Consider the following 17497-nt stretch of genomic DNA (forward strand, 5'->3'; position numbering starts at 1 on the left):
AAAATGAGCTCTTGGAGTTATGCACTCACAAATAAAGGGCGTCAGTTGCAGGCTAAAGCGCAGGCTGGCGTCCAACTTGTTTATACGAGGATGGCTGTCGGTAGTGGCACTTTAAGCGGACAATCCCTTGAGGATATGAGCGCTTTGATCACTCCGGTAAAGGACCTGACCATTTCACGGTTAAAGCGGCCGCCGGGATCTACCCGGGCTTTAATCGGGGCCACATTGACTAACCAGGACGTGACAACAGGCTTTTACCTCCGGGAGGTTGGCATATTTGCTACGGACCCGGACTTGGGTGAAATCTTGTACATGTACGCTAATGCCGGATCAACCGCTGACTATATCACACCAAAGGGTGACGGCGTGATTGAAAAGGCAATCAATATGAACGTGTTCGTCGGCGCAGCCTCGAGCATCACGGCGAACATTGACGAGTCGCTTGTATACGTGACTAAGGATGAGCTCAACGAAGCGATCGCCGGCATAACGATCCCTGATGCCTCATTGACGGTAAAGGGCAAGGTTCAACTCTCCAACGCAACGAACAGCAGCAGCGAAACACTGGCAGCGACACCGAAGGCGGTCAAGTCGGCCTATGATGCGGCCACGGCGGCGCAAAACACCGCGAACGCAGCAAATTTAGCGGCGGCAACTGCGCAGTCCAGAGCTGACCAGGCTTTTCAGTCTGGCAATGAGCGGAAAGCGGAAGTGGTTGCCGCGCTTGTTGCCAAAGGTATACCGGCGACCACAGCAGAAAGTTGGGATTCGTTAATCGCCAAAATGGCAGCGATTATCCGAGCCACCGGCAACGCAGGACCGGCACAAGTATTGAGCGGGTACACGTTTTCCAATGCCAGCGGCAATAATCAGGCCGGAGCAATGCCTAAGCAGGCATCTGGTGCGAGGCCCGCATCACCAGATGCTGGGTATGCCGATGGTGTGGGTAACTTATTTTCAAAAGTACCGCCTGGGTATTATTACGAAGATAATGTATACATTTCTTCACACGACCCGGATTTTGTTGCTGGGAACCTGCCGAAAGACACCAATATATTTGGTTTGGTTGGTGCTTTGGAGCGGATGACCACAGCAGAAAAACAAGGAATAGCAGATGCCATTACAGGCAAAGGCGTACCCGCTAGTGTAAATGATTTGAACACGGTTTTGGCGCAAAAGATTGGGCAAATAAAGCTGGGGTCACTTTACGCCACTGGAACTGCCACTGTATCTAACACAAATACCTTAGAATTTACTAGGCACGACGGAGTCGTTGTCCCAATGAAATATCTTCAGGTATCTGGGTTGAATTTCCTCCCAAAAACACTATTAGTTGTAGGTAATGATTTGAGCAGCGGCACTGGCTATGGGTTCGAAACTATTTATAGAGATGGCATGAAATTCCGGTATGATAGTGCAGCTCAATTATTTATTTCAAGTGCCGCAAGCGGATCGATGGGCGTTGTTTTATCGGGAAATGCTTATTTGACAAGCACAGGATTCTTGGTTCCCGTTAACCCTTATTATACGAATCGTGATTTTTCAGCGACATGGTATGCTTTTGGGGATTAATCAAAGGGAGATGACACGCCTACATCATTTGATGTGTACAAGGGGTAAGTGACTATACAGATGTAACCATAAGAGCGCGGGCATAGCACTACTAAAACGAAGGGTGATGAGGATGATTAGAACATTTCAATCGAACGAACGTGTGGAAGCAATAGAGTTTAAAGATTTATCCACGATCCAGCCAATCATCAGTTTCACGGGAATGAGCGTAAATGTAGCTTTTGCTCCGGATGGAACATTGAAGTCAGTGACGTTGAAAAAAGATAAAACCGAACTTGTGGCCATTCCGGGGCAATTCATCTACAAAAATGATACTGGAACCTGTGGAATTTGTAACTATGAGTATTTGGCTGAAAAGTATAAGGAAGTAACTGGAGCAGAGAAATAAGACAAAGAACGCGCCGGAAGGCGTATTTTTTATGCCCTCGGGACGCCCTGGGGGCTAATTTTTTTGAGGGGGAAGGAAGCATATGGACAGAGTTAAAACGGGGATTATGGGGTTCGGGGCTGGGCTGGTGCCGATCTTTGACTACTTGTATGGGGAAGGGGAGGCCGTGGCTGCGATCATGGTGGCGTTGCTGTTTTTCGTAATTATGGACTGGATTTCCGGCGTTCGCGCCGCCAAAAAGGACAATACCTATGCCAGTCGCTACGGCCTGGACGGCATCATCAGGACGTTTTTTATCCTCCTGCTCCCTGCAGGGGGCCACCTTCTGGACGTGGTTCTTTACTTGCCGGGCGTCATTTTTGGGGCGCTAGCTCTGGGGTCCTTATACCACGTCCTGCAGAGTATGACGGCCAATAGCATCCGGGCGGGATGGGGGGACTGGCTGCCGTTGCCGGTTCTTAACGGGCTGATGGAATGGGTGAAAAGTGAACTGGACAAGAAAATTCAGCGAGCTGAATCCAGAAAGGATGGTGCAAAAGAATGAAACTGGTCTATTACAGCCAAGAGGACCCGCGATGGCGTAACGTCATGTACTCGATTACGGGGGACAAAAAACAAACTATTGGTACATCTGCATGCGGCCCCACCTGCGCGTCTATGGTGGCGAGTTCCTATACCGGCAAAACAATTTTGCCGACAGAGGCGGCGAGCTTCGCCGTCAAAAAAGGATTTCGCACGGCCAACAGCGGCACGGATTGGGGGTTTTTTAAGAAATTTTTTGAGCAGTATGGGCTTGAGTGTAAGCAAACCGGCAGCCTAGCTGATGTAAAGGCGGCTCTAAAAGCGGGGGAACTTGCCATTGCATCGATGGGACCGGGCCATACCACGGGCGGCGGCCATTACATCCACCTCGTCGGCATTAGTAAAGAGGGCTGGATCGACGTCTATGATCCTAACCACGATAACCGCAAGTATGGTAACGACGGGTTGATCGAGCAGGGTGTAAGGGATGACGGCAAGATAAAGGTCAAAGAGATCGTATTTGCCCGGGAAGCAAAGCAATACTGGATTATTTCAAAACCAAAACAGGAGGACGACGAAGTGAAGAGAGAAGAATTTGAGGCGCTAGAAAAGCGCATAGAAGCCATTGAGAAGCACATTAATATTTCCGGTAACCAAGAACCTCCAGCGTGGGCAGTAGAGGCTATAGGGGCCGCCAAAGCAGCCGGAGCCATCAAGACCAGCGCAGATAAGAGTCTTTCGGAAATCAAGATGATTCAAATGCTTTTCAATATGGGATTTTTCAATAAGGAGGCTAAATAATCATGAACAAATGGAAAAACTATGGGATGTGGGTATCATTGGTATCGGCTGTTTTGCTGGCGGTGCAGGCATGCGGAGATATTTTGGGGTTTCAGCTTGCCCCCGAAAAGTACGATCAGATCATGACGGCCGTGAATGCCCTTCTGGGGGTTCTGGTTGTGCTTGGGATCGTTAGCAATCCGGAAGCAGGGAAGGGGTTCAGAGACAAGAAGTAGGACGAAGAAATGCCCACTGGCCATTAATCGGTCGGTGGGCTTTTTTTGCTTTTTGCATCTTTGGCGCGTTTCTGCTTCCTCCATTCCCGGGCGTACTGATTGGTGTATTGGCGCCGACACTGGTCCGAGCATGTTACGCTTCCATTCACTGGCACAAACTCATTTCCGCACCATAAGCAAATGTTTCCCCGCTTACGTCGCTTTATTTTTCGAGCCGGGTTAATCTTCTCCTTATTTGCATGATAATATGGCAGAGCGGTTTCGCGGTCGTATTCGGCATTATGTACAGGTTGACATTCGGGACAAAACCGCTGTAATCCGCTATTAACGGTATAATCCGATCCGCAAAGTTCACATGTGTCCGTGCTGCCGAGTTCTCTTACCTCTCCTTGTCGTTTCCGCCTCCGATACTCCGCTCTATCCTGCTTTGCTCTTTCCGCTCGACACGACGGGCAGTAGTACGCACGCGGACCGCCCTGAAATGATGCTCCGCACTGTTTACATTTCCGACCTTGTATCATTGTTCACTCTCAAACCGGCTTTTTAACCATAAAGGCCGCCCCTCAAATAAAGCATCAGGCCGAAGCATTGAGCCCCGATAACCAGGTTTCAAGGCATTAAGGCCAGACTTTGAGACGTTCTGCTGCGTGGTGCCCATATGGCGGGCGACCCACGCAGCTCCAACGTATTCAAGGGGCGGTGCTACTTTACCAGCGTCACACCAACTGGATTATCCCAATCACAAATTGAAGATTCGTCTGTGATCTCCGGGTCAATAACCTTCCAAACAAGTACATATTCGTTTCCTGCTGCATCGATCGCGGGGGCCGTGTACATGTCCCCTTCATCGGTTACGTTCGGGTCTTGAGTAGTTTTGAGAGTCTTTCCTTCCCATTCAATCACCGTCGAGTTAAATTCGTTCAAATCGCTAAATGTTCTCATGGATATTTGCTCCTTTTTCCTCATCCGGTATCTCCGGCTTGTTGGTCCCGTGTCTCTTGCTGTTGATTAAATAATATCACGAATAGTTGTGTAACACAACCGAACAGAAAGGGAACGTAATGTAAAAAAACCACCGATATGAAATCGATGGATAAGGCTATACTATAAACTCCTCAAAAACGGGACTCCGCAACAACCCCGACTTTGTCCAATTTCGTATTTTTACACGTGCGCGGATTTTCGGCTCAACATAAACAAAGTTGCGATTCTCTCCGGTAACCAGCGCCTTACTTACGCCATAAAATGCTTTTCGTTCCGTCGGCCCTGCACCTAGCTCGATAATCCCAGCAGGCCGCACTTTCCCGGTTTCGTCGGCCACTCCCGCCAACCAGCCAAACTCCGCCTTTTTGTAACCCGTGATATAGACGTCAGCATATGTCCAGTTAATGACCTTACGCCAGCTATTCGATCGGCGGCCGGTTTCATAAGCACTATCAGCCCGCTTACCGACGACACCCTCCATGCCGCGGGCTTCAATCTGCGCAAATAAAGCTTCCCCTGCGCCTTCAACATGCGGTACTATCCCAAAACTACTTGACGGCATCTTGAGGCTCGCCAGCAACTCTTTGCGTTCCCTTAGCGGGCGTCGGCGCATGTCCTCCCCCTTGTACATCAGGATGTCAAAAATGGCATAGTAGGCCGGGAGGGTAGCGGCTAACCGCACAATCTTGTCGGCTCTTTTAGCTTGGAAGCGTGTCATCACTGCCTCAAAATCGGACACTCCGGTCGCCGGGTCCACGCATGCGATCTCGCCGTCCAGGACTATGTCGTGCGGAAACAGAGCGTCTGCAATTTCGGGATATTGCCGAGTGCAGTCGTTATTGTGGCGGGTATATAGGCGGACAGTGCCGTCTTGCTGAGAATAGATCAACCGATGGCCATCTATCTTGGGTTCAAATATAAAGCGCGGATCGCTGAACGGACCCGGTGCTGTTGCGAGTAACATAGGATCGATAAACATAAAAACACCTCTCTACCGATTATAGCGCTTAGCTATACGGTAGAGAGGCGGTAAGTGTTGGGCGAGATGGGTCTTTGCGGCACCATCAGGCGGATTATTTACGTCGTGCCAACGTGTTCGCTAACTTGTCGTATTTTTCAACGTCATAACTCTTGATTTTGATCGCATGGGATCGTGCCATTTGCGCAACGTTGTCAGGGGTAATTCCTGTTTCTCTCATGACCTCAAGCATAATCTTTTCGCTATCGGATACAGTAATTTCATTCAACATGGTAGTCCTCCAAGTTTAAAGCCCTCCGGCTATTGTATAGAGGGGACGAAGCCCCCGGGTCTATCTCAGGTTCAGAATCTGCTGCTTGACCTGCTCATTTTTAACGCCACGAGCCAAGCTCTCTTTATAATTCATGATGTCGCGGTCTGTTGCTCCCCGACTTCTCCGTTTTTCGATCACTCGTAAAATAGCTGCCAGTCTGTTATTCATAATTGAATCCTCCCGATTCATTTTTGATTAGCTTTGTGTTAAGATTGGGAGGAGAGGGGCGCTAACCCTCTCCGGTGGAACCTTTCTAACGTCTGCGTCGCACGCGCCGTTTAGGGGTTCCTTTTCTTTTGCTTGGAGCTGACTTCTCCACGTCTTACAGTTATGACTTCACAAGGACGATTGATTGTGAGCGGCATTTTCTAACTCTTGCATTTTTGCATTAACGTTATTGCTAAACATGGTGTGCCAGTTGAAGTACTTAAAGCTTTTGTAATCTGTCGACGCGCTTACTTTTTCGACTGGATAACCCAGCGCCTTCATGGCACTTTCCAGTAAGATTACATTCGCTTTTGTTGCTCTGTACTTTTTGAACATTTTCATTGCCTCCTTATGTGTTGTATTAACTTCCTGATATAAATATACCAGATGATAATACACTAGTCAATACATAATATTAACTTCTTGATATTTTATTTATATATGTTTATACTGAGTATCAAAAGGAGGTTGAACGACAGATGATGATTAACCACTTAAGCGAAATTATGGGGCGTAAACGACTGACTCAGCGTGATGTAGTGCGCGGAACGGGTCTTGCTATAAATACAGTTGCGGGCTTGTACCGAGACGAATCTAAGCGGGTCGATCTGGATACAATCGATAAGCTGTGTAAGTTTCTCGGCGTCACGGTTGGCGAGATTTTTGAATATAAAGAAGATGAGGAGGACGAACATGTTACCCAGGGTAATTGAGTATAAAGTGGACGGCAATCTCCTAATACCGCTCGTATACGTCGACATGGATTTGTTGATCGATGATTATGATTCGTTTATGATTAATATCAAACAGGTGCAGCGGTGTAAGCAAAAGAAAAGAGGGGCTTAATTAGCCCCTCTCCGCAACTTACTTGCTGCTGCGCTTGCCTTTCATTCTGAGGTACAGGTCGTAAGCCCGTTCCTCACCCAGCGTTAGGCGATACCGCTCAAGGATTTCCGCCTCACGCTTTTTGAACTCCTCCTTGGTGATGCGCCCCAGCCCGAACTGGTCGCGTGTCACTCTTAGGAGGTGTTCTGCTTTTTGAAGCTTTTCAAATGCGTTCATGAGTTGTTTTTCCACTGACTTCACCTCCTCGGGAAGTCTCTTGTATCAACTTCCTGATATAAATATACCACTTTGTGATATACAAGTCAACACTTTATATCAATTAGTTGATATAAAATAAGAATATTGTGAAACGAGAAGACCACTGAGGCATGAAGCAGAGTGGTCTTTTTTTCATCTTGCGTAGAAAACATTCATTCGCATATAATACAAACAAACGTTCGTATATTTGGGGTGATAAAAATGTTGGATGACTTAGAAAGAAAATTACTCCGGATCCTGTATAACTTTAATAGCCAGCGGCACCGTATGCCGACCAAACCGGAGTTGGAACGCACGACAGGGCGCCGGTACCACGACATTGAGGCGGCGCTTAATACATTGGTGCAAGAGAGGTACATATTTTGGCCAGACAAACCGCGCCTGGATACGATCGTTATCCTTGAGGGATGGGAGCGGGATCAGCCGATCACTCCCAAAACACGGCCATCAAGTGGCATAGATTATTGGACTAAATATTGAGGAGTGGTGATCATGAGCAGCCGATTAGGTGATGGGTTATGGTCCACAAAGTTTATTCTTCCCGAGCATAGGGAAGCGATGGAACGGCAGAGGCTGGGGGAGGGAAGGCGGCAGCGCCCCACCCTAGACGCCCAAGAACTGGAGTTGATCGAGAGGGCGCTGGCCGAGTCTTACCGGGATCACCGGCGCATTACGCTCCGGGTATTTGGGGAGTATGAGGACAGAGAGCTCGCGGGAATCGTGACGGCCGTGCAGACGTATCGGCGGGAGATCAAGCTTGCTACTGGGGCGGGCGAATGGCAGTGGGTTGCGATTGAAGACATATTGTCGATAGAGATATATGACAAATAAGCCTCCTAGCATAGTCAGGGAGGCTTATTTTTGTTATATTTTAGGTAAAAAAGGCGGGAAGACATGGGGATTAAAAAAATTGTAGCTGGGTTTATTGTCATTGCTCTACTCCTCACTGGTTGCGGGGGAGGATCATCTTTTTCTGCGGATAACTTGGCAATTAGAAAAATTAATGACAAGAAGCAAGTAGTTCGTTACGGAATGACTCGTACAGACGCTGAAAAAGTCCTGGGGGTTGGAGAAAAACAGGGGGACGGCGTTGGGGCAAGGAATTCGTATAATTACGAATCAGGGGTTGTTATTGCATATCGTGATGATAAAGTCGTAGTAATCTTACTGAACGAAGGATCTAGTGATGTTTATGAGACATCTAAGGGAGCTAGAGTCGGAATGCTGAAAGGTGAAATTGAGGAAATGTATGGGGAAAACTATCTAAAAGAAACTAACGAAAGAAATTTGGATTATATATATGATTCAGTTAATAAAAAGTTTATAGTGGATTCAGGTTCGATGAAGGACCTTAAAGCAGATAATAAAACATACATGATTTCGTCCACATTTAATAGTGACGGATATGCAGAGACTGTAATGCTACTTGATCGTGAATTTGGGGTATACTTAAGATAGTCAGTTTACAGTACTTTACAAAGTTCAAATGCATCTGCTATCATAAGTCCTATACCTTTATTATTTATTCCTCAATCCCCTAGCATGCGCAAAAGGGGCATGCTAAAAGCTGATTTTCAGCTAATTCAGTGAATCTCGGGAAGGCGTCATTATATTCCAATGACAAAATGCCACTGAGATCCAGATTAATACGGATATAAAAAAACGGGTTTCGTTGCCTAAAGTCAACGAGACGGACGTTTTGTCCCGTACTATTCTGGATTTCAGTGGCTTTTTTGCGTTTTCTCGAAACGAAAGGTAGGTGAAGGCGCCGAATTTTGTCCGGTTTACTTCCGGTCATGCGTAGGTATTTTGGATTATTTTACAAGTAAGCACTTTCGACATTTTACGACGAAAAACGCGAAGAGAAGGTTATACAATGGGTTAATGAGATGTTAAGAATTACTTAACAGCATTCCCAGGGGTGAGTAGATAATCTACTCATTCCTGTCACTGGACCACTCTAATACATATAGATCAGTCACACGGCATTCAAGGAAATGGGCGGCATTGATCGCAAATTCAAGAGACATCTTAGAATCCCCGTAGATCAATTGCGTCACATAAGCGCGGGAGCATTTCATTCGTCTGGAAAATTCCGCTTGAGTGACTCCTTTTTCCTTTAAACGATCCAGTAGCAGGCATTCCCCGAGTAGGAACGCCATTGGAAACTCCTTTCCATTTTCATTGAATTATACGAACGGATGTTCTGGTTTTTGCTCGTATTTTATGATATGCTCGTCTTAACATCTCAAACGGAAAAATATAACAACTTGGGAGTGATGACCTATTAGTTCACATGAAAAAATAACAGAAATCAATTTATTTGATCTGGCAATGGTTTGTGGAGAAGACCCACTTCTTTTTAGAAAAAAAGTACTCACTCTTCTTCGAGTTCCCGATCCATACGAATCAGCCCAATTATCTTCCGAAGTTCCTTCTCTGACAGAGGGCGCCCATCAACTGAAATAGTTGGATATTTTTTAACTAAATCCTTATCAGCCAAATCGATTTTGGCATCATGTATAAACTCTCTTTCGGTTTTAAATGGAAGAGGGTTTATTTTTTCTGTAATTTTGTGTTGTAAAGCGAGATTGCTTAGTGCTTCTATCACGCTAGATTTGAAGTCAATATCATTATGATCAATCAAATTATTTTTTAGTTGTTGATAATTCTCTGGTTTTTCGAGATTAATACTAAAAGTAAACTTCTTTTTGGATTTAACGATTAATTCGGACAGAGTATTAATAAATTCAGCAAGCAATTCTTTATTCTTCCCATCAGTAAAATCAAATAAATTTAAAGTAAATAAAACCTGTTCATTTATGTAATCTTCTTTGTACAAACTTTCAAAAAATTCTTTTTTCTCTTGTTCAGTTAAATCAATTAGTGCTCCCGTAGCTTCGTATAGTTGAACATATGATACATTAAGGACTTCAGCTAGTTTTTTCATTGTTTTAACATCGAAGTAGTGGGATGTCGTATCTTCGTTCTCAATGCGCGATAGTTGTGTTTCATTAATCCCAGTTCTCCTACAAACCTCTTCTAAAGATAACCCCGCCATTTCTCTTTCTAATCTAATGAACTTTCCAAACGACTCCCTTCCGTGAAGGAGATCCGCAGTTGATACTCCAAGAGCTTCAGCAATATCAGAAAGAGTATCTAGGCTAGGATTATATCGATCCCCTTCGACGTCCGCCAGGTAAGATCTAGACATATTAGCTTTTTTGGCAAGCTCAACTTGAGTCAGCTTTTTTTCTTTTCTAAAAGTCTTAATGTTCTTTCCGATGGACATTATTGTAGCTCCTTCTAAATGGATTCACTTTATTCTAACGTTGGTATGTCGGTAATACAAGTAATAAAATGACGGAAATACAAGTAATAATGAGGAAATAGACGGAAATACAAGTAAATATATAGTTATCGCTCTTATTTGCTTCAATTTGCTGGAAAATGCTCTTAGACAAAAATGTCGGAAATACAATACAATTCAATTATCGAAAGGAGGGGCGTATACGATGTCACTTGACAAGAAAATCGTCGGAGCTGTTATTAAGCAGAAGCGCAAAGAAAAAAAATTAAAACAAAATCAACTGTCTGAAGAAGTCGGTTTATCTCGAAATTACATTTCTGACATTGAAAATGGGCGTTATCTTCCGAGCGTAGATGCACTCTATAAGTTGGCTTCTTGTCTGGAAATTGATTTAAACACGCTGCCGATGTCGGAAATACAAGATGTTAAAGTTTAGCCCAATAATCTAACTTTTATTCACATGGAAAGGAATGGTGCAAATGAACAAGCTTCAGATCGTTAATCACGATGATCAACGGGTTTTAACAACGTCCCAACTTGCGGAGGCATTTGGTACTGAAAGCAAAATCATCACAAACAACTTTTCCCGTAATAAGGATCGGTACACTGCAGGGAAGCACTATTTCGAGCTTCGAGGTCAGGAACTGGATGATTTCAAAGGTTCACATCAATTTGATGCCAACCTTAAATTCGCCCCTGTCATTTACCTCTGGACCGAAAAAGGCGCTTGGATGCACGCCAAGTCGCTCAACACAGACCAAGCTTGGGAAGCTTACGAGATGCTGGTGGACGATTATTACCGGGTTAAGTCTAACCCCTACGGACAGCTTAGCCAAGAGCTTCAAGCGATATTCATGCTCGATCAGCGTACCCAGGAGTTTGAGGTCCGGGTGGCCCGGCTGGAGAACAACACGACTATTGATTACGGCCAGCAAAACGACCTGCAGTTGATAGCCAATAAAACAATCGTCTCCCTGCTCGGAGGAAAAGAGAGTCCGGCCTACTTAGACAAGACGATCCGGAGCGAGACTTACTCGGCGCTCTGGCGGGACTTCAAAGGATACTTCAACACCAACTCTTACAAAAACACCTTGGTGAAGGACTTTGACAAGGCGAAGGAATATGTCGCCAGCTGGCGGCCACACGGAAAGTTACTGCGGGATATAGAACAGGCCAATACTCAAATGGCCTTCAGTTAATCCCCAATTGCTCTTTGACAACTGAATTGAAACCAAACGAAAGGAGAGTGAGCACATGGCGATCATGATCCTTCCGGTGCATCGCCGACTGGCGGAACTGCACTTGATCATTAAAAAGCGCCAGCTGACGGTGCTGGAAGCGGCTGACTTGATGCACTGCATGCAGGTCAATGCAAAACTGGTGCAGGAAATCGACGGCTTTAAGGAAGCGGCCTATGCAGCACAGTGCAACGATCAGATGGACCTGGTCCAGCACTTCAGCCAAAAACTCGACGAAATGGAGGCGCAAATCACTTGAACATCATAGAAAAGATGGTCCTGTTCCTGAGAACCGAGGCGTATGCCAAGGCGAATAACCGGATGAAGGTAGCGGAGTGGGCCAGACAACAATATCGGAAAAACCGGGAAATGTACTTTGCAAATTGGGGTGGTTCGGATGTCGGACGATCGGCTTCATAGTCTCGGCAAATATTTTGAGCATTTCAACGTCAGAGCACGTTATGGCATCACGTTTGAGGATTTTGTAGGGCGGGTCCAGCGCGGGGTTTGGGTTGCATGGCTGGCATAGATCTGGACCGCTTCTCTCAGCCGCTGTGGGGCGAGCAGGAGCGCCGGACGCGGCGGGAGGATGAACTGGCCGAATACAAGCGGGAACGCGACGAGCGGCTTGAGGATGACTTGGAGGGAGGTGAGGAAGACGATGGCAACTAAAACGCGGAACGACCTTATCGGTTGTAAGGGAACAGTTACCCGTCAGATCGAAGTATTGGACGCGCAGGAAGCGCCGGACGGAACGGTTGATATCTATGTCTCTGACAACATGGGTAACACCTACTGGACGTTATTGGACGGGGAAATTGACTTGGATTCATAGGGTCCTATTATTTTTTTGCCAAAAACGGGGTTTTGAGCCCAAAATCAACAGAAAGCGAGGGAAAACCATGGATGACCAAACGCTGCAATACATGGGCGAACGGGTTGACAAGGCCCGGGAAATTAAGAAGAAAATCGCTAGGCTTAGAGATTTTATTAAGCACAGTGAAGGTAAAAGCAATATTGAAATAACCGCGGGTGGCCACGGATGCGTCCAGATACCAAGCTACGATTTCAAACGACTCGCCCTTAAAGCCAAAGCAGCCATCTTGAACCAAGTCCAGGAAGAAATAAACCTGCTCGAGCAAGAGCTTGCCGAGTTGTAGGAGGGAGCGCATGGCCGAAAAACCACAATTACCAGCTGCAGTTATTCAAGCGATTTATGAACGGCTTCCGGCCGTTGTCCGGATCGATATTCAAAATTACCTCTTTGCTTGGGATTGGCTTCAGTCGGAAACGAACGGAGATACCCGGGCCCACTTGATTAGCGAGCTCGAGCGGATTGAGCGGAAATACGGAATAACGGTAGAAAGAAAAAAAAGCCGCCCTGATAGGAGCGGTCAATAAGAAATAGTTCAAATCAATATTACCACGGAAAGCGAGGTACGTGAATGGCAAAGCAAGTCAGATTTATCCGATGGGCGGGAAAGAACTTCGCCAGCTTGCGAGATATCGTCGTGGAATATGGCGATATCACGAAATTGTCCGGCCACAACGGAGAAGGCAAATCGACAATCGGCACAGGCCCGGTATGGACATTGTGGGGATGCGACCTGTTCGGAAATAAGCACAATCCCAGCCCTACGACCTACGATTTTGATCGGGTTTTTTCGGTCCTTACCATTTCGATCGACGGCGAGGAATCGACCTTCGCTCGGGAGATCAACGAGAAGGGTGCCAATGTATTTTACATCAACGATGTCCCGGTCAAAGCAAAGGAGTATGAGGCCGCAGTGGCCGACCTATTCGATAAAGAGGACTTCTTATCCCTTTATAACCCAGGCTTCTTTTTTACCCAGCATTGGACAAAACAGCGGGCCCAGATCCTAAAAAATTCTGTTCTGCCGGCAAAGTCCGAGGTTTTGGCGGAAATGAGCCGGACTGACCCCGGCCAAAAGCCGAAGGACATCGAGCTTAACCCAGCTGCGGCCAAGCTCGATGAGCTGACAAAGAAGCATTCTCTCGACGACCTTCAGAAGATTCACGGCGGGACCGGCGGCCAAAAGTCGAAGCTTGAAAAGCAGCATATCGCAGATCAAAGCCGGACGAAGACACTGCAGGAGCAGTTCGACCGCCTGCCAGCCGCGCCGGATGATATCGAAGCAGCAAAAACCGAATCTGCCGCGTTGCTTGAGCAAATCAAGACTATTGAAAAGCAAATTGACGCGACCAAGATCGCCAACGATCAGCGTTCCGCGGTTCAGTCGCAACTCGCTGCAACGCGAGAACAAGTTGAGGCCGCCAAGGACCGGTATATGAAGGTCTACAACGAGCCGATTGAGGATACCTGCCCAAGCTGCAAGCGGCCGCTGGATGAGGAAGCTGTTAAGGCGGTCACCGACAGCAAGGAGAAGCGGAAAGAAGAACTACGGTCCGAGCATGCTGCGCTGGTCGCAAAACGCAAGGAACTGGAGGAACAACTCGCCGGCACGGAAATGATCGACGTCTCCAAATTGTGGGGCGACATGCGGGAGCTGGAGCGAAAACGGGATGAACTCGAGGATACAATCCACGCAGACAAAGCCCGGCAGGGCCTCAAGAATGATGTTGAAGCAGCCAAACAGGCCGAGGACGAAACGCTGGCGGCCCTGAAAGAGTCTATCTTTATCCTGGATGCCATCAAGGCGTACCGGGCCAAGGAGGCCGAATTACAGGCCGAGAAGGTCCAGTCTCTATTCACCAGGCTCAAGATTCGCCTATTCAAATATGTCAAAACCTCGGACGAATGGGAGCCGGATTTCAGCATCCAGATGGACGGTAAGGATTACGCCACACTCTCGGTCGGCGAAAAGATCACCGCGGGGCTGGAGCTCACCGAAGTGCTCTTCAAGCAATCCGAATTGATCGTTCCGACCTTTGTCGATGGCATCGGCGAGTATACAGGCGAGTTCAAGATTTACGGCCAACTGATCACAGCCCAAGCGGTTAAAGGCCGCGCACTCACTATCGAAACGGAGGACCTTGGATGAAACAGGGCAAGAACCCCACTCGCCGCCAGATGATCACAATCAAGGAAGCAGGTCTGAACCCGGAAAACTGGCTTGTGTCCAAGGCGCTTCCGGATCGCCTGGTTCTAACCCACCGTTTCGCTGGAACAGAAAAAACCATCTTCATTTAGGAGGCAATTATTCATATGGCAGGTACAAATCAACTAGCAACAATCGGAAACTGGAGTATCGAAGATATCGAAACAATGAAGCAGACACTTGCCGCAGGAACAACGGATTCACAGTTTCAGTTGTTCTTACGGACGGCGCACGCATCGGGACTCAATCCTTTCTTAAATCATATTTACGCCATTGTCTACCAAGGAAAAATGTCGCTGCAGATCGGTATTGAGGGGATTGCATACCTTGCAAAGCAACATGAGGGATACCGAGGCTATGATGCCCAAATCGTCTGCGAAAACGACACATTTAAAGCCAAGAAATCCACCGTTTATAACGAAAAAACCGGGGAACGCGAAGATGAATGGATCATTGTAGATCATGAAATCGGGTTCCCGCGTGGAAAAATCGTTGGTGCGTACGCCATTGCCTATCGGGACGGATTCCCACCGTTCACTGTCCTGATGGATTGGAGCGAAGTCGAGCATTTTTTAAACAGCCAAATCCCGAACCAAAAAACGATGTGGACAAAGTACACGGCCGATATGTTCAAAAAGCACGTAGCGAAACGAGCTTTGAAAGGGCAATTTGGAATCGACATCAGTGAGGATGATATCCCGGGTGCAGGATCTATCCTACCGGAATCCGAACCACAGCGCCGCGACATCACCGCTGAAGTTAATGCAGCAGCCCAAAAGGAAGAGCCTAAACATGAGACACCGGCTGACGACGCTGACGAACTCAAAAAATGCCGCGAAAAAATGAAGGAGAATTTTTCGAAATTGGGTATCACCACGCCGGAGGGGATAGAAGAATACATCGCCAATCACGGCAAGATCAAAGGCGAGAAACCGACGCTTGCCGAATATAAGGCGCTCCTGAAGGTCATGGACCTCCATATCGCTGAGAAGCAGGCAGCCGATGACTCGCTCCCGATGTGAAGTCGAACAACTGGACCTATTTGGCGGCGCTGATCTAAGCGGCGAGAAGCCGCTAAACGGCGTGTACTACGAGAAGGCGACGGACTTGTTCGTTTCCTTCTCCAGGGGACGCCGGTATAAGGAATGGCCGGCAAAGGGATGCACCTTTGACCGGGAATGGCAGGAACGAATCAAAAGGGAGCGAGCAATATGAAGGTCGAGATTTTAGCAACCGGATCGAACGGTAACTGTATCCACTTGCAAAGCGGCTCCACTGGGATCCTGATCGATGCCGGCAAGTGGAAGCGGGATTTGGAAAAGCGGCTGCTGGCTCGGGGGATCAATGCCGCGACGGATATCCAGGCCGTTTTCATTACCCACTCTCACGGGGACCATATCCGCGGCCTGACGCTGGCAAATAAGTACCGAGTCCAGGTTTGGGCCACCGAAGGCGAATGGAAAGGCATATCCGGTGTAGACGAGGAGCTGCGCCGGGTGCTGGAAACCCGTTGGAGCAAATATGATCCCGTTCAGATTGGCGAGCTGACGATCCATCCCTTCCGAACTCACCACAATACCTACGAACCGGTTGGATACGCGATCGAGGACGATAGCGGCGCTCGGGCCTGCGTGGTGTTTGACACCGGCCATATTGACGACGAGATGCTCGACATGATGGAGGGGAGCGGCATCTACATCATAGAAGCTAACCACGACTCGGATATGCTGCTGTACGGCCCGTATGACGACTATCTCAAGGAACGGATTAGCGATCCGCACCGTGGCCACCTAAGCAACGACCAGACGGCAGCCGCGCTGCAAAAGCTGATCAAGGGCCGCGGCGAGCGAATCTATCTGACCCATTTAAGCAGCAACAACAACACGCCGGAGCTTGCATCGCAGGCGGCGCGATTGGCGCTCTTTGAAAAAGGACTAATCAATAAACGAGACTACTATCTCGAAGTCGTGTAGGAGGCTTCCGCAATGGATTTTACAAAAATGAAATTCGGAGTAATCCAACACGAAGGCGGCTTGATCATAGTGATCGAAGGCGAATTCTTAGGTCCATATGACGGGCGCCAAGTCAAGAAAATCATTCAGATTTTGGAGGGGGAATTACATTGCCGAAAGTCTTGATCACAAACGGATCAGTTGTTGGAACCTGGTACGAAGGCAAAGCAGGAATGATCTATGATGTTTCATTCGTTTCAAATACAAACTACATGCTCAAAGAAAATGATCTCCCCAGCCCCTTTCATAGAGGGGTCCGCAAGGAAGACGGCGAGCTCCTCTACACCGAAGCCGAATACAACGAGATTCTGCGGCAGCGCGACAAGGCAATCGATGACCTGGCCAAGCATGCGAAGGAGATGGCTGATTTAATACAGGGGCGCCAGATACTACTCGAAACAATCGAAAAGGCAGCCGGGGAGCAGGAGTTGGTCGAGTTGCCGAGGGAAGTGGCGGAAGCCCTCAAGGACTTTAAAGAAGATGGCCGTGATATTGATGAAATTATCCATAGAATGCTTGATGTGCACACCTTCGGTTCAGATAGATTAACTGTTATTAGATCATACGCCTCTGAAAATGGTTGGAATTTCATTTCAGCCCTGGTCAACGGCTACACCATTGAGCAGACCCCGGCGGAACGGTTCCAGGCGGATGTCCAAACCCTCCTTAAAGACTGGTTGGGTTCGAATTTGGATGAAAAGCTGATCGATCAACTTACCAGCCAGATCGTCGAGCATGCGCAGCAGCAATTACAAACCTGAACGTTGGTGAG

32 protein-coding genes are annotated in these 17497 nt (G+C 47.5%); 24 read left to right on the top strand and 8 right to left on the bottom strand.

The window, feature by feature from the left end; all coding sequences use genetic code 11:
* Positions 1-3 precede the first annotated feature (3 nt).
* The 5 genes from FRY98_RS29605 (at position 4) to FRY98_RS24555 (ending at position 3498) form a co-directional block, all read left to right on the top strand.
* Complete coding sequence (locus tag FRY98_RS29605; RefSeq protein ID WP_148457087.1) at positions 4-1572, top strand: tail fiber protein; 1569 nt, start codon at positions 4-6, stop codon at positions 1570-1572.
* 112 nt (positions 1573-1684) lie between these two features.
* Positions 1685-1960, top strand: a complete 276-nt coding sequence (locus FRY98_RS24540; protein ID WP_148457089.1) for a hypothetical protein — start codon at positions 1685-1687, stop codon at positions 1958-1960.
* 82 nt (positions 1961-2042) lie between these two features.
* A complete protein-coding gene (locus tag FRY98_RS24545; RefSeq protein WP_148457091.1) occupies positions 2043-2504 on the top strand; it encodes a phage holin family protein in 462 nt (153 codons plus the stop codon).
* The gene (locus FRY98_RS24550) at positions 2501-3283 is read left to right on the top strand and encodes a C39 family peptidase (RefSeq protein WP_148457093.1); all 783 of its coding nucleotides are present in this window, start codon (positions 2501-2503) and stop codon (positions 3281-3283) included. The genes FRY98_RS24545 and FRY98_RS24550 overlap by 4 nt, the downstream gene beginning before the upstream one ends.
* 2 nt (positions 3284-3285) lie before the next feature.
* Positions 3286-3498 (top strand): phage holin, encoded by a 213-nt coding sequence (locus FRY98_RS24555; RefSeq protein WP_249043518.1) that lies wholly within the window; start codon positions 3286-3288, stop codon positions 3496-3498.
* A 702-nt stretch (positions 3499-4200) separates the two neighbouring features.
* Here the strand turns inward: FRY98_RS24555 and FRY98_RS24560 are convergent.
* From FRY98_RS24560 to FRY98_RS24570, 5 genes are all read right to left on the bottom strand, one after another.
* Complete coding sequence (locus tag FRY98_RS24560; RefSeq protein ID WP_148457097.1) at positions 4201-4440, bottom strand: hypothetical protein; 240 nt, start codon at positions 4438-4440, stop codon at positions 4201-4203.
* Between the two features lie 157 nt (positions 4441-4597).
* Positions 4598-5461, bottom strand: a complete 864-nt coding sequence (locus tag FRY98_RS24565; protein ID WP_148457099.1) for an ATP-dependent DNA ligase — start codon at positions 5459-5461, stop codon at positions 4598-4600.
* A 94-nt stretch (positions 5462-5555) separates the two neighbouring features.
* The gene (locus FRY98_RS28555) at positions 5556-5732 is read right to left on the bottom strand and encodes a hypothetical protein (protein ID WP_170287168.1); all 177 of its coding nucleotides are present in this window, start codon (positions 5730-5732) and stop codon (positions 5556-5558) included.
* A 60-nt stretch (positions 5733-5792) separates the two neighbouring features.
* Positions 5793-5942, bottom strand: a complete 150-nt coding sequence (locus FRY98_RS28560; RefSeq protein WP_170287169.1) for a hypothetical protein — start codon at positions 5940-5942, stop codon at positions 5793-5795.
* Positions 5943-6110: 168 nt separating this feature from the next.
* Positions 6111-6317: a hypothetical protein gene (locus FRY98_RS24570; protein ID WP_148457101.1), complete on the bottom strand. Its 207-nt coding sequence runs from the start codon at positions 6315-6317 to the stop codon at positions 6111-6113.
* A gap of 143 nt (positions 6318-6460) precedes the next feature.
* Here FRY98_RS24570 and FRY98_RS24575 point away from each other — a divergent pair, with 143 nt between their 5' ends.
* Both FRY98_RS24575 and FRY98_RS28565 read left to right on the top strand, forming a co-directional pair.
* Positions 6461-6694 carry a helix-turn-helix domain-containing protein gene (locus FRY98_RS24575; RefSeq protein WP_148457103.1) on the top strand — a complete coding sequence of 78 codons (234 nt, stop codon included), beginning with the start codon at positions 6461-6463 and terminating at the stop codon, positions 6692-6694.
* Complete coding sequence (locus FRY98_RS28565) at positions 6675-6827, top strand: hypothetical protein (RefSeq protein ID WP_170287170.1); 153 nt, start codon at positions 6675-6677, stop codon at positions 6825-6827. The genes FRY98_RS24575 and FRY98_RS28565 overlap by 20 nt, the downstream gene beginning before the upstream one ends.
* Positions 6828-6845: 18 nt before the next feature.
* On the opposite strand, the gene FRY98_RS24580 is transcribed toward FRY98_RS28565, so the two are convergent.
* Positions 6846-7058 carry a hypothetical protein gene (locus tag FRY98_RS24580; protein WP_249043519.1) on the bottom strand — a complete coding sequence of 71 codons (213 nt, stop codon included), beginning with the start codon at positions 7056-7058 and terminating at the stop codon, positions 6846-6848.
* 519 nt (positions 7059-7577) lie between these two features.
* On the opposite strand from FRY98_RS24580, the gene FRY98_RS24590 reads away from it, so the two are divergent.
* Complete coding sequence (locus FRY98_RS24590; RefSeq protein WP_148457107.1) at positions 7578-7916, top strand: YolD-like family protein; 339 nt, start codon at positions 7578-7580, stop codon at positions 7914-7916.
* A gap of 63 nt (positions 7917-7979) precedes the next feature.
* Positions 7980-8543 (top strand): hypothetical protein, encoded by a 564-nt coding sequence (locus tag FRY98_RS24595; RefSeq protein ID WP_148457109.1) that lies wholly within the window; start codon positions 7980-7982, stop codon positions 8541-8543.
* Positions 8544-9019: 476 nt separating this feature from the next.
* Here the strand turns inward: FRY98_RS24595 and FRY98_RS29555 are convergent, their stop codons facing one another.
* On the bottom strand, positions 9020-9247 hold the full coding sequence (locus FRY98_RS29555; protein ID WP_148457111.1) for a helix-turn-helix domain-containing protein: 228 nt from the start codon (positions 9245-9247) through the stop codon (positions 9020-9022).
* Positions 9248-9462: 215 nt separating this feature from the next.
* Positions 9463-10377 carry a helix-turn-helix domain-containing protein gene (locus tag FRY98_RS24605; protein ID WP_148457113.1) on the bottom strand — a complete coding sequence of 305 codons (915 nt, stop codon included), beginning with the start codon at positions 10375-10377 and terminating at the stop codon, positions 9463-9465.
* Positions 10378-10600: 223 nt separating this feature from the next.
* On the opposite strand from FRY98_RS24605, the gene FRY98_RS24610 reads away from it, so the two are divergent.
* From FRY98_RS24610 to FRY98_RS24655, 15 genes are all read left to right on the top strand, one after another.
* Positions 10601-10831 carry a helix-turn-helix transcriptional regulator gene (locus FRY98_RS24610; protein WP_148457115.1) on the top strand — a complete coding sequence of 77 codons (231 nt, stop codon included), beginning with the start codon at positions 10601-10603 and terminating at the stop codon, positions 10829-10831.
* Positions 10832-10874: 43 nt separating this feature from the next.
* On the top strand, positions 10875-11594 hold the full coding sequence (locus FRY98_RS28570; RefSeq protein ID WP_170287171.1) for an ORF6C domain-containing protein: 720 nt from the start codon (positions 10875-10877) through the stop codon (positions 11592-11594).
* Positions 11595-11649: 55 nt separating this feature from the next.
* Positions 11650-11892, top strand: coding sequence for a DUF7667 family protein (locus FRY98_RS24620; protein ID WP_148457117.1), 243 nt, complete (start codon positions 11650-11652; stop codon positions 11890-11892).
* Positions 11889-12053 (top strand): hypothetical protein, encoded by a 165-nt coding sequence (locus FRY98_RS28575; RefSeq protein ID WP_170287172.1) that lies wholly within the window; start codon positions 11889-11891, stop codon positions 12051-12053. Before FRY98_RS24620 ends, FRY98_RS28575 begins: the two co-directional genes overlap by 4 nt.
* Before the next feature lie 96 nt (positions 12054-12149).
* Positions 12150-12305, top strand: a complete 156-nt coding sequence (locus FRY98_RS28580; protein WP_170287173.1) for a hypothetical protein — start codon at positions 12150-12152, stop codon at positions 12303-12305.
* Positions 12295-12468, top strand: a complete 174-nt coding sequence (locus FRY98_RS28585) for a hypothetical protein (protein WP_170287174.1) — start codon at positions 12295-12297, stop codon at positions 12466-12468. The genes FRY98_RS28580 and FRY98_RS28585 overlap by 11 nt, the downstream gene beginning before the upstream one ends.
* Before the next feature lie 67 nt (positions 12469-12535).
* Positions 12536-12793 (top strand): hypothetical protein, encoded by a 258-nt coding sequence (locus FRY98_RS24625; protein WP_148457119.1) that lies wholly within the window; start codon positions 12536-12538, stop codon positions 12791-12793.
* A 10-nt stretch (positions 12794-12803) separates the two neighbouring features.
* Positions 12804-13034 carry a hypothetical protein gene (locus FRY98_RS24630; RefSeq protein ID WP_148457121.1) on the top strand — a complete coding sequence of 77 codons (231 nt, stop codon included), beginning with the start codon at positions 12804-12806 and terminating at the stop codon, positions 13032-13034.
* Between the two features lie 44 nt (positions 13035-13078).
* Positions 13079-14656, top strand: a complete 1578-nt coding sequence (locus tag FRY98_RS24635; RefSeq protein WP_148457123.1) for an ATPase — start codon at positions 13079-13081, stop codon at positions 14654-14656.
* On the top strand, positions 14653-14805 hold the full coding sequence (locus FRY98_RS28590) for a DUF6906 family protein (RefSeq protein WP_170287175.1): 153 nt from the start codon (positions 14653-14655) through the stop codon (positions 14803-14805). Before FRY98_RS24635 ends, FRY98_RS28590 begins: the two co-directional genes overlap by 4 nt.
* 15 nt (positions 14806-14820) lie before the next feature.
* Positions 14821-15735 (top strand): RecT family recombinase, encoded by a 915-nt coding sequence (locus FRY98_RS24640; protein WP_148457125.1) that lies wholly within the window; start codon positions 14821-14823, stop codon positions 15733-15735.
* Positions 15716-15928 (top strand): hypothetical protein, encoded by a 213-nt coding sequence (locus tag FRY98_RS24645; protein ID WP_249043520.1) that lies wholly within the window; start codon positions 15716-15718, stop codon positions 15926-15928. The genes FRY98_RS24640 and FRY98_RS24645 overlap by 20 nt, the downstream gene beginning before the upstream one ends.
* Complete coding sequence (locus FRY98_RS24650; RefSeq protein ID WP_249043521.1) at positions 15892-16686, top strand: MBL fold metallo-hydrolase; 795 nt, start codon at positions 15892-15894, stop codon at positions 16684-16686. The genes FRY98_RS24645 and FRY98_RS24650 overlap by 37 nt, the downstream gene beginning before the upstream one ends.
* 12 nt (positions 16687-16698) lie before the next feature.
* Positions 16699-16851 (top strand): hypothetical protein, encoded by a 153-nt coding sequence (locus FRY98_RS28595; protein WP_170287176.1) that lies wholly within the window; start codon positions 16699-16701, stop codon positions 16849-16851.
* Positions 16836-17486 carry a hypothetical protein gene (locus tag FRY98_RS24655; RefSeq protein ID WP_148457127.1) on the top strand — a complete coding sequence of 217 codons (651 nt, stop codon included), beginning with the start codon at positions 16836-16838 and terminating at the stop codon, positions 17484-17486. Before FRY98_RS28595 ends, FRY98_RS24655 begins: the two co-directional genes overlap by 16 nt.
* Positions 17487-17497 lie beyond the last annotated feature (11 nt).

Origin of the sequence: Paenibacillus faecis, from assembly GCF_008084145.1 — a bacterium.
In the GTDB taxonomy this organism is placed as follows: Bacteria; Bacillota; Bacilli; order Paenibacillales; family Paenibacillaceae; genus Fontibacillus; species Fontibacillus faecis.

Bases quoted from the DNA above. Each gene is read 5' to 3' on its own strand.
- FRY98_RS29605 (WP_148457087.1), top strand. From the start codon at position 4: ATGAGCTCTTGGAGTTATGCACTCACAAATAAAGGGCGTCAGTTGCAG.
- FRY98_RS24540 (WP_148457089.1), top strand. From the start codon at position 1,685: ATGATTAGAACATTTCAATCGAACGAACGTGTGGAAGCAATAGAGTTT.
- FRY98_RS24545 (WP_148457091.1), top strand. From the start codon at position 2,043: ATGGACAGAGTTAAAACGGGGATTATGGGGTTCGGGGCTGGGCTGGTG.
- FRY98_RS24550 (WP_148457093.1), top strand. From the start codon at position 2,501: ATGAAACTGGTCTATTACAGCCAAGAGGACCCGCGATGGCGTAACGTC.
- FRY98_RS24555 (WP_249043518.1), top strand. From the start codon at position 3,286: ATGAACAAATGGAAAAACTATGGGATGTGGGTATCATTGGTATCGGCT.
- FRY98_RS24560 (WP_148457097.1), bottom strand. From the start codon at position 4,440: ATGAGAACATTTAGCGATTTGAACGAATTTAACTCGACGGTGATTGAA.
- FRY98_RS24565 (WP_148457099.1), bottom strand. From the start codon at position 5,461: ATGTTTATCGATCCTATGTTACTCGCAACAGCACCGGGTCCGTTCAGC.
- FRY98_RS28555 (WP_170287168.1), bottom strand. From the start codon at position 5,732: ATGTTGAATGAAATTACTGTATCCGATAGCGAAAAGATTATGCTTGAG.
- FRY98_RS28560 (WP_170287169.1), bottom strand. From the start codon at position 5,942: ATGAATAACAGACTGGCAGCTATTTTACGAGTGATCGAAAAACGGAGA.
- FRY98_RS24570 (WP_148457101.1), bottom strand. From the start codon at position 6,317: ATGTTCAAAAAGTACAGAGCAACAAAAGCGAATGTAATCTTACTGGAA.
- FRY98_RS24575 (WP_148457103.1), top strand. From the start codon at position 6,461: ATGATGATTAACCACTTAAGCGAAATTATGGGGCGTAAACGACTGACT.
- FRY98_RS28565 (WP_170287170.1), top strand. From the start codon at position 6,675: ATGTTACCCAGGGTAATTGAGTATAAAGTGGACGGCAATCTCCTAATA.
- FRY98_RS24590 (WP_148457107.1), top strand. From the start codon at position 7,578: ATGAGCAGCCGATTAGGTGATGGGTTATGGTCCACAAAGTTTATTCTT.
- FRY98_RS24595 (WP_148457109.1), top strand. From the start codon at position 7,980: ATGGGGATTAAAAAAATTGTAGCTGGGTTTATTGTCATTGCTCTACTC.
- FRY98_RS29555 (WP_148457111.1), bottom strand. From the start codon at position 9,247: ATGGCGTTCCTACTCGGGGAATGCCTGCTACTGGATCGTTTAAAGGAA.
- FRY98_RS24605 (WP_148457113.1), bottom strand. From the start codon at position 10,377: ATGTCCATCGGAAAGAACATTAAGACTTTTAGAAAAGAAAAAAAGCTG.
- FRY98_RS24610 (WP_148457115.1), top strand. From the start codon at position 10,601: ATGTCACTTGACAAGAAAATCGTCGGAGCTGTTATTAAGCAGAAGCGC.
- FRY98_RS28570 (WP_170287171.1), top strand. From the start codon at position 10,875: ATGAACAAGCTTCAGATCGTTAATCACGATGATCAACGGGTTTTAACA.
- FRY98_RS24620 (WP_148457117.1), top strand. From the start codon at position 11,650: ATGGCGATCATGATCCTTCCGGTGCATCGCCGACTGGCGGAACTGCAC.
- FRY98_RS28580 (WP_170287173.1), top strand. From the start codon at position 12,150: ATGGCTGGCATAGATCTGGACCGCTTCTCTCAGCCGCTGTGGGGCGAG.
- FRY98_RS28585 (WP_170287174.1), top strand. From the start codon at position 12,295: ATGGCAACTAAAACGCGGAACGACCTTATCGGTTGTAAGGGAACAGTT.
- FRY98_RS24625 (WP_148457119.1), top strand. From the start codon at position 12,536: ATGGATGACCAAACGCTGCAATACATGGGCGAACGGGTTGACAAGGCC.
- FRY98_RS24630 (WP_148457121.1), top strand. From the start codon at position 12,804: ATGGCCGAAAAACCACAATTACCAGCTGCAGTTATTCAAGCGATTTAT.
- FRY98_RS24635 (WP_148457123.1), top strand. From the start codon at position 13,079: ATGGCAAAGCAAGTCAGATTTATCCGATGGGCGGGAAAGAACTTCGCC.
- FRY98_RS28590 (WP_170287175.1), top strand. From the start codon at position 14,653: ATGAAACAGGGCAAGAACCCCACTCGCCGCCAGATGATCACAATCAAG.
- FRY98_RS24640 (WP_148457125.1), top strand. From the start codon at position 14,821: ATGGCAGGTACAAATCAACTAGCAACAATCGGAAACTGGAGTATCGAA.
- FRY98_RS24645 (WP_249043520.1), top strand. From the start codon at position 15,716: ATGACTCGCTCCCGATGTGAAGTCGAACAACTGGACCTATTTGGCGGC.
- FRY98_RS24650 (WP_249043521.1), top strand. From the start codon at position 15,892: ATGGCAGGAACGAATCAAAAGGGAGCGAGCAATATGAAGGTCGAGATT.
- FRY98_RS28595 (WP_170287176.1), top strand. From the start codon at position 16,699: ATGGATTTTACAAAAATGAAATTCGGAGTAATCCAACACGAAGGCGGC.